At 42.5% G+C, this 15,371-nt stretch carries 15 protein-coding genes, 12 tRNA genes, 1 rRNA gene and 1 pseudogene; 28 read left to right on the forward strand and 1 reads right to left on the reverse strand.

The annotated features are described in order from the left end of the window. Window positions 1–77 precede the first annotated feature (77 nt). The 28 genes and pseudogenes from rrf (at window position 78) to BMZ95_RS08015 (ending at window position 14,317) form a co-directional block, all read left to right on the forward strand. A 5S ribosomal RNA gene (rrf, locus tag BMZ95_RS07875) occupies window positions 78–194 on the forward strand. 8 nt (window positions 195–202) lie between these two features. Continuing rightward, window positions 203–275 (forward strand) — tRNA-Asn (locus BMZ95_RS07880). Between the two features lie 9 nt (window positions 276–284). Continuing rightward, window positions 285–375 (forward strand) — tRNA-Ser (locus tag BMZ95_RS07885). A gap of 14 nt (window positions 376–389) precedes the next feature. After that, window positions 390–461, forward strand: a tRNA-Glu gene (locus BMZ95_RS07890). Between the two features lie 5 nt (window positions 462–466). Continuing rightward, a tRNA-Val gene (locus BMZ95_RS07895) sits at window positions 467–539 on the forward strand. A 12-nt stretch (window positions 540–551) separates the two neighbouring features. Continuing rightward, a tRNA-Asp gene (locus BMZ95_RS07900) sits at window positions 552–624 on the forward strand. 45 nt (window positions 625–669) lie between these two features. Further along, window positions 670–745, forward strand: a tRNA-Phe gene (locus BMZ95_RS07905). Window position 746: 1 nt separating this feature from the next. Next, a tRNA-Tyr gene (locus BMZ95_RS07910) sits at window positions 747–829 on the forward strand. 9 nt (window positions 830–838) lie between these two features. Beyond that, a tRNA-Trp gene (locus tag BMZ95_RS07915) sits at window positions 839–912 on the forward strand. Window positions 913–917: 5 nt separating this feature from the next. Continuing rightward, a tRNA-His gene (locus BMZ95_RS07920) sits at window positions 918–990 on the forward strand. Between the two features lie 6 nt (window positions 991–996). Next, window positions 997–1,068 (forward strand) — tRNA-Gln (locus BMZ95_RS07925). Between the two features lie 32 nt (window positions 1,069–1,100). Beyond that, window positions 1,101–1,171 (forward strand) — tRNA-Cys (locus BMZ95_RS07930). Between the two features lie 52 nt (window positions 1,172–1,223). Further along, window positions 1,224–1,308 (forward strand) — tRNA-Leu (locus tag BMZ95_RS07935). Between the two features lie 192 nt (window positions 1,309–1,500). Then, entirely contained in the window at window positions 1,501–1,668 is a 168-nt protein-coding gene (locus BMZ95_RS11280; RefSeq protein WP_003693505.1) for a hypothetical protein, read from the forward strand. 20 nt (window positions 1,669–1,688) lie between these two features. Beyond that, the gene (locus BMZ95_RS11650; RefSeq protein WP_082271468.1) at window positions 1,689–1,850 is read left to right on the forward strand and encodes an IS66 family transposase; all 162 of its coding nucleotides are present in this window, start codon (window positions 1,689–1,691) and stop codon (window positions 1,848–1,850) included. Further along, entirely contained in the window at window positions 1,822–1,947 is a 126-nt protein-coding gene (locus BMZ95_RS11655) for a transposase domain-containing protein (RefSeq protein ID WP_022281020.1), read from the forward strand. Before BMZ95_RS11650 ends, BMZ95_RS11655 begins: the two co-directional genes overlap by 29 nt. Window positions 1,948–2,242: 295 nt before the next feature. Next, window positions 2,243–2,452 (forward strand): annotated as a pseudogene (locus BMZ95_RS11660) (phage tail tape measure protein); the annotation flags it as partial. A 308-nt stretch (window positions 2,453–2,760) separates the two neighbouring features. Continuing rightward, a complete protein-coding gene (locus BMZ95_RS07955) occupies window positions 2,761–2,967 on the forward strand; it encodes a hypothetical protein (RefSeq protein WP_035171030.1) in 207 nt (68 codons plus the stop codon). Window positions 2,968–3,158: 191 nt separating this feature from the next. After that, window positions 3,159–3,362, forward strand: coding sequence for a hypothetical protein (locus BMZ95_RS07960; protein ID WP_022281017.1), 204 nt, complete (start codon window positions 3,159–3,161; stop codon window positions 3,360–3,362). Between the two features lie 107 nt (window positions 3,363–3,469). After that, the gene (locus tag BMZ95_RS07965; protein WP_225354903.1) at window positions 3,470–3,865 is read left to right on the forward strand and encodes a polymorphic toxin type 50 domain-containing protein; all 396 of its coding nucleotides are present in this window, start codon (window positions 3,470–3,472) and stop codon (window positions 3,863–3,865) included. After that, window positions 3,865–4,053, forward strand: coding sequence for a hypothetical protein (locus BMZ95_RS07970; protein ID WP_022280376.1), 189 nt, complete (start codon window positions 3,865–3,867; stop codon window positions 4,051–4,053). The genes BMZ95_RS07965 and BMZ95_RS07970 overlap by 1 nt, the downstream gene beginning before the upstream one ends. A gap of 75 nt (window positions 4,054–4,128) precedes the next feature. Beyond that, on the forward strand, window positions 4,129–4,332 hold the full coding sequence (locus tag BMZ95_RS11290) for a hypothetical protein (protein WP_041819940.1): 204 nt from the start codon (window positions 4,129–4,131) through the stop codon (window positions 4,330–4,332). A 1,078-nt stretch (window positions 4,333–5,410) separates the two neighbouring features. Beyond that, the gene (locus BMZ95_RS07985) at window positions 5,411–6,577 is read left to right on the forward strand and encodes a galactokinase (protein ID WP_046922120.1); all 1,167 of its coding nucleotides are present in this window, start codon (window positions 5,411–5,413) and stop codon (window positions 6,575–6,577) included. Window positions 6,578–6,604: 27 nt separating this feature from the next. Next, window positions 6,605–8,071, forward strand: coding sequence for a UDP-glucose--hexose-1-phosphate uridylyltransferase (gene galT, locus BMZ95_RS07990; RefSeq protein ID WP_046922121.1), 1,467 nt, complete (start codon window positions 6,605–6,607; stop codon window positions 8,069–8,071). A gap of 214 nt (window positions 8,072–8,285) precedes the next feature. Next, window positions 8,286–8,765, forward strand: coding sequence for a FeoA family protein (locus tag BMZ95_RS07995; protein WP_046922122.1), 480 nt, complete (start codon window positions 8,286–8,288; stop codon window positions 8,763–8,765). Next, window positions 8,762–10,882, forward strand: a complete 2,121-nt coding sequence (feoB, locus tag BMZ95_RS08000; RefSeq protein WP_046922123.1) for a ferrous iron transport protein B — start codon at window positions 8,762–8,764, stop codon at window positions 10,880–10,882. Before BMZ95_RS07995 ends, feoB begins: the two co-directional genes overlap by 4 nt. Window positions 10,883–11,177: 295 nt before the next feature. Beyond that, window positions 11,178–12,821: a phosphoenolpyruvate carboxykinase (ATP) gene (locus BMZ95_RS08010; RefSeq protein WP_046922124.1), complete on the forward strand. Its 1,644-nt coding sequence runs from the start codon at window positions 11,178–11,180 to the stop codon at window positions 12,819–12,821. Window positions 12,822–13,006: 185 nt separating this feature from the next. Further along, complete coding sequence (locus BMZ95_RS08015) at window positions 13,007–14,317, forward strand: ammonium transporter (RefSeq protein ID WP_046922125.1); 1,311 nt, start codon at window positions 13,007–13,009, stop codon at window positions 14,315–14,317. A gap of 159 nt (window positions 14,318–14,476) precedes the next feature. On the opposite strand, the gene BMZ95_RS08020 is transcribed toward BMZ95_RS08015, so the two are convergent. Then, window positions 14,477–15,040: a TIGR01440 family protein gene (locus BMZ95_RS08020; RefSeq protein ID WP_014073263.1), complete on the reverse strand. Its 564-nt coding sequence runs from the start codon at window positions 15,038–15,040 to the stop codon at window positions 14,477–14,479. Between the last annotated feature and the right edge of the window lie 331 nt (window positions 15,041–15,371).

Consider the following 15,371-nt stretch of genomic DNA (forward strand, 5'->3'; position numbering starts at 1 on the left):
AAAAAAACGCAGGTTCTTGAAAAGAGAAATGAATATTGTCTAGTTTTGAGAGAACAAGGTTTTCTCAAGGAAAATAGTGTGGTGATGATGGCATGGAGGATATACCTGTTCCCATTCCGAACACAGAAGTCAAGCTCCATAGCGCCGAGAGTAGTTGGGGGATCGCCCCCTGTGAGGGTAGGACGTTGCCATGCTTTATTATTCCGGCATAGCTCAGTTGGTAGAGCACCTGACTGTTAATCAGGCTGTCGACGGTTCGAGTCCGCCTGCCGGAGTTCTTGGATGGAGAGTTGTCCGAGAGGCCGAAGGAGCATGATTGGAAATCATGTAAGGGGGTAATGACCTCCTTCGAGGGTTCGAATCCCTCACTCTCCGTTTTATTGTTTTATGGCCCGTTGGTCAAGTGGTTAAGACACCGCCCTTTCACGGCGGTAACATGGGTTCAAATCCCGTACGGGTCACTTATGGAGGATTAGCTCAGTTGGGAGAGCGTCTGCCTTACAAGCAGAGGGTCACAGGTTCGAGCCCTGTATCCTCCACTAAATACGAATGGTCCTATGGTGTAGGGGTTATCACGCCTGCCTGTCACGCAGGAGATCACCGGTTCAAATCCGGTTAGGACCGTAGTATTAATTAACAATTTAATTAATATTATATTATCAACATTGTGGCTCGGTAGCTCAGTCGGTAGAGCAAAGGATTGAAGCTCCTTGTGTCGGCGGTTCGATTCCGTCCCGCGCCACCATGGAAGGGTAGCGAAGTCTGGCTAAACGCGGCGGACTGTAAATCCGCTCCTTCGGGTTCGGTGGTTCGAATCCACTCCCTTCCATTGCATGATAGGGATATAGTTTAAAGGTAGAACTACGGTCTCCAAAACCGTCGGTGTGGGTTCGATTCCTACTATCCCTGCCATGATGGCGGTAGTGGCGAAGTGGTTAACGCACCGGATTGTGGCTCCGGCACGCGTGGGTTCGATTCCCACCTACCGCCCTTTATTGGGGTATAGCCAAGCGGTAAGGCAACGGTTTTTGGTACCGTCATGCACTGGTTCGAATCCAGTTACCCCAATTGAGATGTTTTATATCTCGTGAAAAAAGAATGGCGGTATAGCCAAGCGGTAAGGCAGAGGTCTGCAAAACCTTCATCACCGGTTCGATTCCGGTTACCGCCTTCGGTCGCTTGACAAATGCGGCCAGACTTGGTAAAATATATTTTGTTGTTATGCCGGTGTGGCGGAATTGGCAGACGCGCTGGACTCAAAATCCAGTGTCCGTTGAGGACGTATCGGTTCGACCCCGATCACCGGTATCAAAATTTATCGTTAAATTGCTTAAACCCCGTTTTGACGGGGTTTTTGTTTTATAGTTAGCGTTAATTTTCGTTAAAAATCGTGAAGTTGTTGGCCAATTGTTGTCCGTAAGCGGTCATTAAATAAGCGTTCTTCATAAACCTCCGATATCTTGGTATGCTTTAGACATCAAGTATATCGGAGGTTTAAATATGAAATTGGATGATGTCGTGGAAGTCAACCTTGTTGACCGAAGCCATAAAGAAACATATCTATCGGTCAGTGAAATGGCTGCGAAAATTATTACGGAAGATGTTGAAATCCGAATTTACAACGGAGCTTCGAGAGAGATTCTCAAAAATTTGAATAACTATCTTTAAACTACGCCTTGGGCCAAGAAATGAATATTCTGAACATCTTTGAAAAAGGATATTTTGAATTGTCCAACAACAGCGCAGAGCGCGCTGTCAAAGAGAGCGTGATGGGGAGAAAAAACTGGCTGTTTTCATCAACTTTTGAAGGCGCAAGGGCTAATGCCGCTGGTATACACGGCCAAACTTAATCAGTTGGATCCTGAAAAATACTTGAGAAAAGTATTAACGAAGATTACCAACATTGAGGTATTTGATCCTGAAAGGTTACGCCATCTTCTCCCATGAAACATCAATCTTAACTCGTAAATAAGAAAATAAAAACGATGCATACGCAATAACCTGAGATAATGATACGATCTCGGGTTATTTGTGTACATACCGCTGTTTTAACGACCGCTTACCACGAAGCAGCCGTTGCTGAACTAAAAAGTCTGGCTCTTTAGGAATACAGTTGTAGCAAGAGAAAGCACTTCTTCAAGCAACTGCTATAGTGTCTGGTGAAACATCTCGTGAATATCAGAATCAGAAAGCTAAAGCAGTTGCTATTATGTAAGCTGATGGTGAGAAATACTCTTTAAAATACGGCAAATCACAAAAAGACATTGCTGATGCTTATCTTGAACTTGTGAAACGCGGATATACAAGCAAGCAGGCAATAGGTTCAATGAATACTGAGTTGCAAGGCTCGATTGCTTCAAGTGATGAGTTTTCTGATGTTGTTGAAATTGCGTCGCAAATCTTTGAAGGCTTTGGAATGACGGCTAACAAGAACGGGATACTACACAAATGACGGCTAGAACTAAAAAGGCGGTCAATTCGTTAGCATATTCATCTGACGTAACATCAACATCGTTTAAGTCTCTAGGCATAGGAATGTCTTACGTTTTCATCAACTGCACATCAAACCGGATTCAGTTTGACGGAAACGGCAAGTGCAATGGGCGTTTTGAGAAACAATGGTTTGGAAGCGGACAAGGCTTTGGTAAAACTGGCCGCTTAGCGAGAAATTGCTTTGCAAAACAACCTTGTTAATTTGGGGAAGGCTAAATCATGATATAATAATCTCGAGATGATAAACGTTTTTACGGAGGTGATAGCATGTACAAGTGGAAGAAGGGCGATGGTAAGACAATGGTGGCTCTTGTAGTCGCCTGCGTAATTGGTTCAGTCGCAGGCTTTATTTGGGGCATATGCGATTTACCGTCGATTGATGATATTTTTAAAAGAGCTGCTGAATTTGCATTAATATTCATTTTTCTTGCTGTCTCCGGCGTAATTTCGTTTATAAATAGGTTATTCAAATGACATGTTGATCCCGAGCCAAGCCCGTCAGAAACGGCGGGAAGGTGTAACGACTAGAAAAAGTAAGCTAAAAATCAAGCGAGTCTCTGAAGGCTCGCTTTTTTCATGCGGAAATTTCCGCGAAAGCAAAGCTCCTTGAAAATGGTATAATAACGATAGATATAATGAAAAAACTACTGAGGTGAGTGATAAAGATGAAATTATATAAGCCGCAAAAGGGTGAAGTCAAAAAAATGTTTATCGATATCCTTGGAAGTGCAGTGGTAGCAGTCATCCTAGTTGCGCTGGGTGTACCGTCTATTAGTCAAATAATAGATGGCATTGGTAGTATTTTCTTTGTTTTTATTATTTTCTCTATTGGTGGATTTATTTCATTTATCGGTTGGTTGTTCAAATAATTTTGCGAGTCCTTACAGACTCGCTTTTTTAGTACCATAGGAAAAGCGATATTCTGGAATACAGGAAAATCGTTGATGTTTTAGGGATAGAAAAATACCCCATTTCGTTGGCTGAATTTCAAGATTTGAAGTATAATGACGTTGAAAAGTATGAGAAGTTAGTAGACAAAGCATTTATTCAAAATAAATTCAATGCTGGCGAGTGGTTAGATAAAGTTAATCCTGAAAAGCAAGCATGGCATATTCAATCGACGGTAGAAAAAGGTAAGAGCTATTTCTTTGACGATGTAGATGTTGAAGCTTTGTATGATAAATACAAGATGACAGGAACTATTAGAAAATTAAGAAGTGGTGCCAAGAGTTCTGATGAAAAAATTGATTTATTTGAGGACAGGCTGGTAGGTATCGATATTTTTACTGGCAATCCAGTGAATGCTATGACGATTAAATATAGTAAAACGGGTGCACATTTGATACTAACATACTATGAAAGAGGCAACTAATGGATTTAAAACAATACAATAATAAGGAAATTAAATTGATTGATATTGATGATCAGGTCTTTCAAGGAATTTGTATTTTTGAAGACAAAGATACGTATGATGAAGATCAAGACGGTCTCTCAGTGAAAATTGGATATGACTGGGTTAAAATTTTTGAAAATGAAATCAAATCAATTGAAGTTATATAGCACTTGACAAAGTGCTTTTTTTGTCCTGTCACATGACGTTAAACTGGGCGATTACAGATTGAAAGGAAAAATGTTATGGTCGAAAAAGAAAAACGGCTTGGCAATCAGGATCCTACTCAATCGGCAATTCTTCCATTCCGCGACGGAACGGTAAGTGGTACGCCGCCTACACCTTTTTCGAGATTGGCAGGCGGCTGTTTTAATGTTTTTCCGTTAAAAATCGAAAACCGTTCTCCTTTTTTAGAAAACAAAAAACGCATACGCGACAATCAAGGGTAGCGTGATGCTTACCGCTTGTCTATGTATGCATCATTAATATTATGTACGGAAGGATATGGATTGAACTACCCCAACTTAACCTAAAACTTCATTTTTTAACGGTTTGAAGTTGGGGATTCTAGGAACACGGCAAACTTGCCAGTCTAGTTCTTCACTAAGTTGGTAGAGGTCACCGCTATTTTACCAAGGTACGTCCCATACCCGTTTATTATTAAACTAGATTTTCTAATTACAATTTATACACTAATTATATCTGATTTAAAATAAATCAAGAAAAAAGAAGCACTGAGCGCTTCAAAAGAGCCCCTTTAGGGTAAACGCTGGATTACCCGTGCCTCATCCTTCCAAGAGGTCAAATGCATTATAACTCTTATTTTAAGCAATTAACAGCAAAAAATTAAGAATTTTTAGATGCTGAAAACAGCATGATTTGGTTCTGTGCGGCGGGAAAAAAGTCCCGTTTCCCTTTTGCGTTAAATTGAATGCCGAATAAATGCGGTCGACTTGCGACTGACTTTGTTCGGCATTTTTTCAATTTTGACACGCAGGAAATTACTCTTTTTGCCAAATGCAGTGCTTACTAAATCGGCGCGCAAAGGTCTCAGTCAAATTTGCCGACAGACTTTCTCAGGCTGTTTCCACCGTAGTAGGCGATTGTCACGCAGATGAAAATCATCCGGGTTTTAATTTGAGGTATAGTTTTTCCAAGCCTCTGTTTTGTATTTCATCAAAATTTATTATCAGCGAACGGAAAAATGTTTGGTCGTTGCCGGCACAATAATTATGAAGAAAATGGTTTGAGGAAAGTTAAATCGCTAAACGAAGATAAAATTTTGTTCGAACGATTATCTTTACCGTATTTTCATGGAACAAAAACCGCTTTTGAGAAATGCAGCGGCAGGACCGCATTTTCGCTAGTAGCGGGATTTGCTTTCGATGGATTCATAGACAGTGGTGAACATCCAAGTTTTACTAAAAAAATAAAAAACCAGTAAAAACATCACTTGCATAATTTAGTAAAATATAGTAAACTGAAAAAGTAGAAAATAACGTATTTACTTAATGAGGTGCATAAATTATGGAAAAGGCAGAATTAGAAACGAAATTTGAAAAAGTTTTTGGAGCAAAACCGGAAAAGACGTTCTTTTCCCCGGGTCGCATCAATTTGATCGGAGAACACACGGATTATAACGGTGGTCATGTTTTTCCCTGCGCAATTACGCTTGGAACGTACGGTGCGGCTTCAAAACGTGATGACAGCAAGCTTAATTTTTATTCGGCCAATTTTGAAGACAAGGGCATAATCGAAGTCGATTTAAATAATCTTGTTTATGATGAAAAAGACAATTGGACAAATTATGCAAAAGGCATGATCAAGTTCTTGAAAGAAGACGGTTATGACATTGATGCCGGAATGGACATTTTTATTGAAGGCAATATTCCCAACGGATCAGGTCTTTCCTCTTCTTCCTCGCTTGAACTTTTAATCGGCATCATCTGTCAGGAACTTTTTGGTCTTGATACGGAGCGTCTCGATCTCGTAAAACTTGGACAAAAGACTGAAAACAAGTTCATCGGCGTAAATTCCGGCATCATGGACCAGTTTGCAATTGGAATGGGTCAAGCAGGCAAAGCATTATTGCTTGATACGAATACGCTTGAATATACGCCGGTTCCGCTTGATTTGAAAAACAACGTCATCGTAATCATGAATACGAACAAGCGTCGCGAACTTGCAGATTCCAAATATAATGAACGTCGCGCAGAATGTGAGAAAGCCTTGGCAGAGCTTCAAACAAAACTTGATGTCAAGTCTTTGGGTGAACTTGACGAGTCAACGTTTGACGAATACGGTTATCTGATTGAAGATGAAGCACGTTTGAAGCGCGCTCGTCATGCCGTGCTTGAAAACCAACGCACTTTAAAGGCTGAAAAGGCCCTTGAAGCCGGTGATCTTGAGCGTTTTGGCCGGCTTATCAACGCATCTCATGTTTCACTCGAACACGATTATGAAGTAACCGGTGTTGAACTTGATACGCTGGCACATGAGGCCTGGAAGCAAAAGGGCGTGCTTGGCGCAAGAATGACCGGCGCAGGCTTTGGCGGATGCGGCATTGCAATCGTTGATAAGGATTGTGTTGAAGACTTCAAAGAAAATGTCGGCAAGGTATATGAGGAAAAAATCGGGTATGCACCATCGTTTTACATTGCAGAGGTTGCTGACGGAACAAAGGTGCTTGATTAATCAGAGTGAAAAGTGCGGTGAATTGAAATGGATTTGATTAGAAAATTTGTTGAACAAGTAATTGAGAAGTCTGATTATACTGAACTTGATAAGTATTATTTGTATAATCACGTTTTGCATCTGGTTGGCAAATGCGAGAAAGAGTGTCAGGAAGCAAGCATTATCGACGTAAAGGATGCTTTGGTCGAACAGGCTGTTTTGAATCAAAAAATTGATGACTTGTCTTCTTCAAAGGATTCTTTGGGATGCGAGCTGATGGATCTGATAACGCCGATTCCAAGCGTTTTGAATCAGCGTTTTAATGAAATGTATGCTCAGGACAAAAAACGAGCAATCGCTGATTTTTACGAGCTCAGCAAAGCAAATGATTACGTCAAGACGAAGGCAATTGCTAAAAATATCTATTTCAAGACGCCGACTGACTACGGCAATCTTGAAATTACGATCAACCTTTCCAAGCCGGAAAAGGATCCAAAACAGATCGCGTTGGCTAAAAAACTCGCGCCGTCAGGATATCCTTTGTGTCAGCTGTGCATGGAAAATGAAGGGTATTATGGTCGCGTTGATCATCCTGCAAGGACGAATCACCGAATCGTTCGGTTCAATTTGGGTGAAGAAGTCTGGGGTTTTCAGTATTCTCCGTACGCTTATTTTAACGAACACTGCATTTTCCTTGACGGCAAGCATGAGCCGATGGTAATTTCCAAGGAAACGTTTAGCAATCTCTTGGAAATCGTCGAAAAGTTTCCTGGATATTTTGCCGGAAGCAATGCGGACTTGCCGATTGTCGGCGGATCTATTCTGACTCATGAGCATTATCAGGGCGGTCGTCACGTTTTTGCAATGGAAGAAGCGCCTGTTGAAAAAAGTTTCAGATTTGCCGGATTTGAAAACGTTTCTGCCGGAATCGTCAAGTGGCCGATGTCGGTGATTCGTCTGAATGGTTCCGATAAAGCAGAATTAGTGGCATTATCCGCCAAAATTTTAGATTCTTGGCGCAAATACAGTGACGAAAAAGTTAACGTCAAAGCATTTGATGGTGACGTTTTGCATCACACGATTACGCCGATTGCGAGAATGAAGAACGGCAATTACGAGCTTGATTTGGTTTTGCGCGACAATCAAACGTCAGAGGAATATCCGGACGGAATTTTCCATCCGCATAAAGACGTGCAGCACATCAAAAAAGAAAATATTGGCCTGATCGAGGTCATGGGACTGGCGATTTTGCCTCCGCGCCTCAAAGACGAGCTTGCCGAAGTCGGAAAGCATATTTTGGGAACATCAAACGAAATGAAAGAATATCATCGCGTTTGGGCTGATGAAATCAAGCAGAATCATCCGGAAGCGACTGCAGAAAATATTACGGAAATCGTTAATCAGGAAACCGGAAGAGTTTTTGCCAGAGTTCTTGAAGACGCGGGCGTGTACAAACGAAACAAACAGGGTCAAGAAGCTTTTATGCGTTTTGTTGAAAACGTCGGATTAGAATAATTCTCATTTAAAGATCCTCACTGATCTTAAAATCAGTGGGGATCTTGTTTTTATCAGCAAAGCAATCAATCAGGCAGCGAGAGGTTTGAATAAGATTCACATTTTTTTCTAATTTTGCATTGATAAAAGATAGATTTCGTGATACGCTTAATAACATAAATGATAACAGTTCTCAATTAGAAACTAAAACAGGCGTGTTCAGGAGGAAAGAGAAATGCAAACATTGGCACAAATCAAGCGCGAGGGGCGTTGCATCATTTCAAAAATTGATGGTTCAAGAACGTTGGTGCACCGCTTGGCAGAGTTGGGGATGGTTCGTGGCAAAGTAGTTACGGTGATTGCGACGGCTGATTCAAACAGCGGACTGCTGATTTATTTTCAAGGTCAAAGACTTGCCGTCAGTCCTGAAATGGCTGAGTGCATCGAAGTTTTGGATCTTGGCAGCCTTGACGATAAGGATCTTGTTTCTTTGGATTCGATTCCGTTGAAAAAATCTGGCGTGGTCGTCAGACTGAACGGATCAAAGGAACTGCGTCGTCGTTTAATGGATATGGGGCTGACCCGTAATACGATCGTGACCGTCCAGCAGGTTGCACCGTTGGGCGATCCTGTTGAACTGACTCTTCGCGGATACAAACTTTCGTTGCGAAAGAGTGAAGCCGCAAACATCATGGTTAAGGAGGCGAGCTTATGATTAACGTTGCTCTTGCCGGAAATGCAAACTGCGGAAAGACGACTTTGTTCAATGCTTTGACCGGTGCCAACCAATTTGTCGGAAACTGGCCCGGAGTTACTGTTGAAAAGAAATCCGGACGCCTGAAAAAACACAAGGATGTCGTCATTCAAGATCTTCCGGGCATCTATTCTTTGTCTCCATACAGTCCGGAAGAAGTCGTTTCCAGAAGATATTTGATTGATGGACGTCCGGACGTAATCGTCAACGTGATCGACGGAACGAATTTGGAGCGAAATCTGTATTTGACATTGCAATTGATGGAAACCGGACTTCCGATAATCTGTGCAGTCAACATGGTGGACTTGCTCAAAAAGCAGGGCAAGCACATCAACTTGAAGAAAATGGAGTATCTGTTGGGCGTTCCGGTAATCGGAATCAGTGCTTTGAAGAAGACTAATCTGGATGTGCTGATCGATATGATGATTGAAGAAAAGCACAAAGAATATTCTTTTCCCAAGTATGACGATCGCCTTGAATCGGCTCTGTCAATGATCGAAGACCAGCTTCGCGGAGTTGTGTCTGATGAAGATCTGCGCTTTTATGCAATCAAGTTCTTTGAGCAAGATGATGACGTTTGGGGAAACGTCGCGCTTGATTCGACGCGTCGCAGCGAAATCGAAGAACTTATCAAAACGGCTGAAAAAGTTTTTGGCGACGAGACCGGGAGCATCGTTGCCAATGCTCGTTACGACTTCATCGCTCGCGTCGTTGACATGAGCATCGTCAACGAAAAAGACTTTGTCATGACGGCATCTGACTATGTGGATATGGTGGTAACGAACAGAATCCTTGCGCTGCCGATTTTTGTTTTGGTCATGTGGCTCGTGTACTATATTTCGATTCAAACGATTGGCGGTGCAGGCTCTGACTGGGTCGATGACGTTTTGTTCGGAGAACTTGTTCCTGATACGGCAACTGCGCTGCTTAAAAGCTGGCACGTTGCTTCGTGGATGCAGGGACTTATAATCGATGGCATTATTGGCGGCGTCGGGGCAGTCTTAGGCTTTGTTCCGCAAATTGCAGTCCTTTTCCTGTGTCTTGGCATCTTGGAAGATTGCGGCTACATGGCACGCGTTGCATTTGTCATGGATCGCATTTTTCACCGTTTCAATCTTTCCGGCAAATCTTTTATTCCGTTGCTTATTTCGACAGGTTGCGGCGTGCCGGGAATCATGTCAACGAGAACGATTGAAAGCGAAAAAGATCGCAAAATGACGATTATGCTGACGACTTTCATGCCTTGCTCGGCCAAATTGACGATTATCGGTCTGATTTCGGGGACTTTCTTTCCGCACCAGAGCTGGGTTGCACCGTCAGCATATTTTATCGGAATGGCTGCCGTCGTTTGTTCCGGCATCTTCTTGAAAAAAACACAGTTGTTTGCCGGTGAGACGCAGCCGTTCGTCATGGAACTTCCTGCCTATCACCTGCCGAAGGCTTTAAACATTTTGCGTTATTCTTATGAACGTTCGATTGCCTTTATTCAAAAGGCCGGCACGATTATTTTTGCTTCAATGGTCCTTATCTGGTTCCTTTCCTCGTTCAACTTTAAGATGCAGATGGTTTCTCAGCAAGAAAGCATGCTCAAGACGATCGGTTCGATTTTCGTTCCGATTTTCAAACCGCTCGGATTTGGCGATTGGCATGCATGCGCCGCGGTTTTTGCCGGCCTGATCGCCAAGGAAAATTGCATCAGCACGATTCAGGTTACGTTTGGCAATCCGTCAAACGCAGTCTTCGACAAACTCATGCTGTCGCATTTCTCTTCATTTGGCGCTTACTCCTTTTTGGTTTTCAATCTGCTGTGTGCGCCGTGCTTTGCGGCAATCAGTGCAATGAACAAAGAGTTTGGAGATTACAAATGGACGCTTAGAGCAGTAGGATATCAGACGCTTCTTGCGTACCTTGCCGCATTGGTCATTTGCCAGTCATCGGTTATTCTCTCCGGAAGCTATACGTGGCTTAACGTTTTAGGCGTAGCCATTGGCGTTTTGATTTTTGCTTATGGATTGGTTATCAAGCGTCCAGCCAAGACCGTTGATGCTGAAAGTCAGCTTGCGAAAGAAGGAATTTAAATGATTGCTACGGTAATTTTGTCTGTTTTGATTTTTGGTGCTTTTTTCTATATTGTATATACGCGTTTTATCAAAAGAAGCAAAGGACATTGCGATTCTTGTCATGATCAGGGATGCCCGTTGGTTGACGTCCATAAGATAAACGCTAAAAAAGGTTAATGATTTAACAGCCGGTTTCATTCAGAGAACGGCAGTTTTTTGAGACAATTGTTCCGATTAGTATTGAAAAAATTGTATGTTGTGAGGGCTAGTGATATACTATATTTGTGAAAACGATTTCTAAGGAGTGGTTTGTATGAGTACGCGTGAGAGATTTGCTGAAGAAGAGATTACGAAGGAGAATCATATTTTCTCAAGAACAAGAACGACGATTGAATCTGCATTTTACGGAAACAACGTCGTTGATGTCGCAAGCGTTGAACAAGCCTATCGTCTGGCTGAAAAATCCAGTGCGACAATAGTTACCGATCTGCCGATTATTCATACGAAAGAGCTGGGCCTTCCGGATGACGCAAAGATGATCGTTGACAATCATGGAGACGTTGTCGGAAGGACGGCCAAAGCAAGGAGGCTCATCGGTTCACCTGAATCTGATGATGACAAGCTTGACGGTGTTTTGCGCGAAGCAATTTATTCTGCCAGGAGTCGTAAATTTTATAAGACCGACGTGGTCGTAGGGCTTGATGAAGAGTTTATGCTGAAAGCGCACCTTGCGATTGCGGAAGGGTTTGAAGTCAATCTTTTGTCATACATGCTGAATTTTCAATTTTTAAACGACGAATATGAGAAACGTTACGAAAATTCAAAACAGTATGATGAAGGCGATATCTATCTTTATGCCGATCCATCGTGGCATGATGAAGCTTATCCTGACGGTCTCGTAATTATCGATGCCAAGCACAACGCAGCGGCTGTTTTGGGATTGCGCTATTTCGGGGAATTGAAGAAAGCGACCTTGACGCTTGCTTGGGCAACTGCTCACAGAAACGGCTATGCTGCTTGTCATGGCGGAGAAAAGGCTTTTCATTTCAAAGACAAGGATGACAAGGTTTTTGCATTTTACGGACTTTCAGGGTCCGGAAAGTCAACGTTGACTCACGCAAAGCATAACGGCAAGTTCGATATTACTGTTTTGCATGACGATGCGTTCGTGATCAATCGAAAAGACGGGAGCTCAGTTGCGCTTGAACCGTCATATTTTGATAAGACAAACGATTATCTGCCGGGGACGAAGGAAACGAACTATTTTACAACCGTGATGAATGTTGGCGTAACTTTGGACGCTGACGGCAAAAAAGTTTTGGTAACGGAAGACCTTCGCAATGGCAATGGACGTACGATTAAGTCGCGTTATGCTTCAGTTAACCGCGTTGATCGTGAAAAAGCACCGATAACGTCGATTTTTTGGATCATGAAAGACAACAGTTTGCCTCCGGTCGTCAAACTTGAGGATCCGGTGACTGCAGCAACTTTCGGCGTGACGCTTGCAACCAAACGTTCGACGGCTGAAAACGTTACGAAAACGGCTAGAGATGCATTAGTGATTGAGCCTTTTGCCGATCCTTTCAGGGCTTATCTTCTTTCTGAAGACTATGCCGATTTTAAGGAATTGTTTGAAAATGGCGTTGATTGCTATATTGTCAACACTGCTGATTTTAATGGACGGGATATCGATAAGAACTTAACGCTGAAGATTCTTGAAGATATTGCAACCGGTGCTGATGTTTGGAAACCGTTCGGGCCGCTTGACAACATGAGCTATATGCCGCTTGACGGCTATGCCCTGGATTTTTCAGATGAGGAATATAAAGAAGAACTTGCCAGTCGATTTGAAATTCGTCGGGATTGGATCGAAAGATATGAAGAAACGCATCCGCATGCACAGCTTCCTGAAGAAATCACTGATTGTCTGAACGGAATGATTAAAAAGATTAAATAATTTTTTGAGACTGAATGATTGAATTCAGTCTCTTTTTTACCTGAAATTCAAAATCAAAATAAATCGATTTATGTTATATCTTTTTACACAAGAAAACGTTTTTATAATGTTTTTCTTAAAAATCGCTTGCAATTAGCTAAAGTTGTGTTAGAATTTATGACATAAAGAAGAAGGGAATGGTTGATATGTTGAATGGAGCTAATACGGTCTTTTTGATCGTTTCCAGCATTTTGGTTTTTTGTATGACGCCTGGATTGGCTTTCTTCTATGGGGGCTTGGTTTCAAGAAAGAACGTTGTCAATACGATGTTTTCGGTTTTTATTATTTGTGGAGTGGCGGTTTTGCTGTTTTGCTTTGTCGGATATGAGCTTTGCTTTAATGGCGATATTGGCGGCATTATCGGGCAAGTTAAGCATTTGTTTTTAAGCGGCGTCAATATCGGTTCAATCGTGAATAAGGATGCCGGAATCAACCTTGGAACTTATTTGATTTTTGAAATGATGTTTGCATTGATTACACCCGCATTGTTTGTTGGAGCCATTGTTGGACGCATGCGATTCAATTTTTTGCTTGTCTTTATTATCTGCTGGACTTTAGTTATTTATTATCCGCTCGTACATATGGTTTGGAGCCCGTCAGGATTAATGTTCAAAGCAGGAGTGCTTGACTTTGCCGGTGGGACCGTTGTTCATATTAATGCCGGGATCACGGCATTGATTCTTTCAATTTGTCTTGGACCTCGTTTGAAGCGTGAAACGGAACACTATGATCTTCCCTGGGTTCTTCTTGGAACGGCCATTCTTTGGATCGGATGGTACGGATTCAATGCCGGCTCGGCTTTGGCAGCCGACAAGATTGCTTTGCAGGCGTTTATTACGACTACTGTTGCAACCGGCAGCGCAATGATGGCGTGGATGCTGATTGAAATGAAGGTTGACGGAAAACCAACGCTTGTCGGCGTATGTACGGGTGCTTTATGCGGCTTGGTCGGCATTACGCCTGGCGCAGGCTATGTTACGGTCGTTGGAGCATTTTTCATCGGTATTATTTGCACGTGCACGAGTTTCGCATTCATTACTCACATCAAGCCAAAGATGAAATTTGATGATCCTCTTGACGCTTTTGGATGTCATGGCGTTTCAGGCATTGCCGGATCCGTATTGACAGGCGTGTTTGCTACGAAGGCTGCCAACTCGGGCATCGTTGAAAATGGTCTTTTCTACGGCGGCGGAGTCCATTTGTTTTTGATACAAATCATGGGGACCGTCGTAACGATTATTTTTACGACCGTGCTATCATTTATTTTGATTGCGATTTTGCGTTGCTTTATTCCGATGCGTGTCACTGAAGAAGAAGAAATTGTTGGTTTGGATGCCGGGGAACACGGGGAAGCCGTTGATTCTTCTGCAGGCAGCCATGAGATCGAACGATACAGAAGCGAGTTTCAAGGTCAGTTGGCTCATTTGATGGGGGACAACGGGCCAAGATACAGATAGAAAAACGACGCGTACGGATATTGTTTTGACTTGATTGAAGATTGAGACTAAAAAGGCAACCGTGTTTTTGAGCACGGCTGCCTTTTTGATTATGCTTTTCACACAGCAAATTTGACTGTATTTTAAGCCGGAACTGAAAAAACCGGCTGAATCAAAGCACTATCCGAATGGATCCCACTTGTACTTTGCACGTTCTCCTCCAATTAATTTCGGACGTGAGCGAAGATATGTTGCATGCGCGAATCCGATTTCCTTGACGGACGTTCTGACCGGAATTTGGACAAATTTTACGTGCATGCCGATTGACGTATCTCCGATGTCCATTCCTGCCTGCGCGATGACGTGTTCAACTTCAACGGGATCGTCCATTTGCTCGAATGCGGCGATTTGGCAAGATCCGCCGGCATGTTCGCTTGGAAAAACGGTGACGATTTCGAAGTTTTTTTCTTCAGCGATTTTTCTTTCGACGACAAGGGCGCGATTCAAGTGTTCGCATCCTTGGACGGCCAAATACAGCTTTCGCGGTTTTAAAACTTCCATAACGGCAGAAACAACCGTACGGCCAACGTCGACGCTGGGGTATTTTCCAATGTGCTTACCTTGAATTTCGCTTGTGCTGCATCCTAAAACAACCAGATCGCCCTCATGAAGGTTTGCTTGATTCAGCAATTCGGTTAATCCGCTCCGTATTTGTTCTGTAATCTTGTTTAAATCGATTTCCAAAATTTCACCTTCTCATAATTATCGGGAAACTTTCCGTCATCCCGAGTTATTGTATCAATTATAACACCATATAATGTGTCGGTGCTTCATGTTTTTTGAAATAAAAATGTTTCACAGGCAGTCAACCCCAATGTAAAAAGGTTTTTATAAAGGTTTCACACGCTCTATATCTAGCATTGTTATTTTTCTTCAGGCCCTATATATTGTGTTTTTGTTGTTTTCGTTATAATATAGAATATGCTGGAAGGTCAGGGAGACATACCGACCTTACATGAACGGAACAGCTTGTTTTTATATTGGCAAATGATAATGAAAATTTTGACTCGGGGGT

Origin of the sequence: Ligilactobacillus ruminis DSM 20403 = NBRC 102161 (assembly GCF_900113455.1) — a bacterium.
GTDB classification, from domain to species: domain Bacteria; phylum Bacillota; class Bacilli; order Lactobacillales; family Lactobacillaceae; genus Ligilactobacillus; species Ligilactobacillus ruminis.